This is a genomic window from Acinetobacter endophylla, assembly GCF_053543775.1.
Genome location: NZ_JBLVOM010000101.1, coordinates 1 through 671, shown reverse-complemented (window position 1 = coordinate 671; position 671 = coordinate 1). Strand labels below are relative to the sequence as shown.

General features: G+C 43.7%; 1 protein-coding gene. It reads left to right on the top strand.

What is annotated here, in order from left to right; genetic code table 11:
- Positions 1-671, top strand: a 671-nt coding sequence (locus tag ACNPNW_RS05465) for a cadherin-like domain-containing protein (protein WP_448766670.1), incomplete at both ends; no start/stop codon positions are given.

Here is a 671-nt window from a genome sequence, read left to right as displayed (position 1 = left end):
ACGTCGTTGGTGGAACCATCGTTCTAAATGGTTTTACGGCAAATAGCAGTGTAGGTGATATCCCAACTTCAGGTAGTTTGAGTTATACCTATACTTTGAACAATGCCCAGACACATAGCGCTGTTGGAAATGATGATTTACTTCTGAGTGGCATTCCACTGAGTGTCACAGATGCAGGAGGGGTAACCACAACAGGTAGTCTGGTTGTACAAGTGATTGATGATGTTCCAACTGCTGAGAATGATAGCAATAGCATTCCTGTAGGTAGTTTGGCAGTAGTTACTGGTAATGTGGTCAGCAACGACACGAAAGGTGCAGATGGCGCACGAGTAACTACAGTAAAATCAGATACTGCTGGTGGGGCAGATGTCACGATTAATCCAGTTGGAAACTATCAAGTTAGTGGTCAATATGGCACATTAACGATTCATTCCGATGGTAGCTATAGTTATGCACGTAATGCAGGTTCAGCTGGTGGTGTAAGTGACGTATTTACTTATACTTTAACGGATGGCGATAACGACAAAGCAACAGCACAATTGACAATCACTATTGCTGATGCAACCCCGACCAGCACAATACCAACGGCTGGTGGTGCAACAACGACAGTCTATGAATCTGGTTTAAATGATGGTACAGAAGCTTCAACCAATAAAGAAACCACCAGTGGC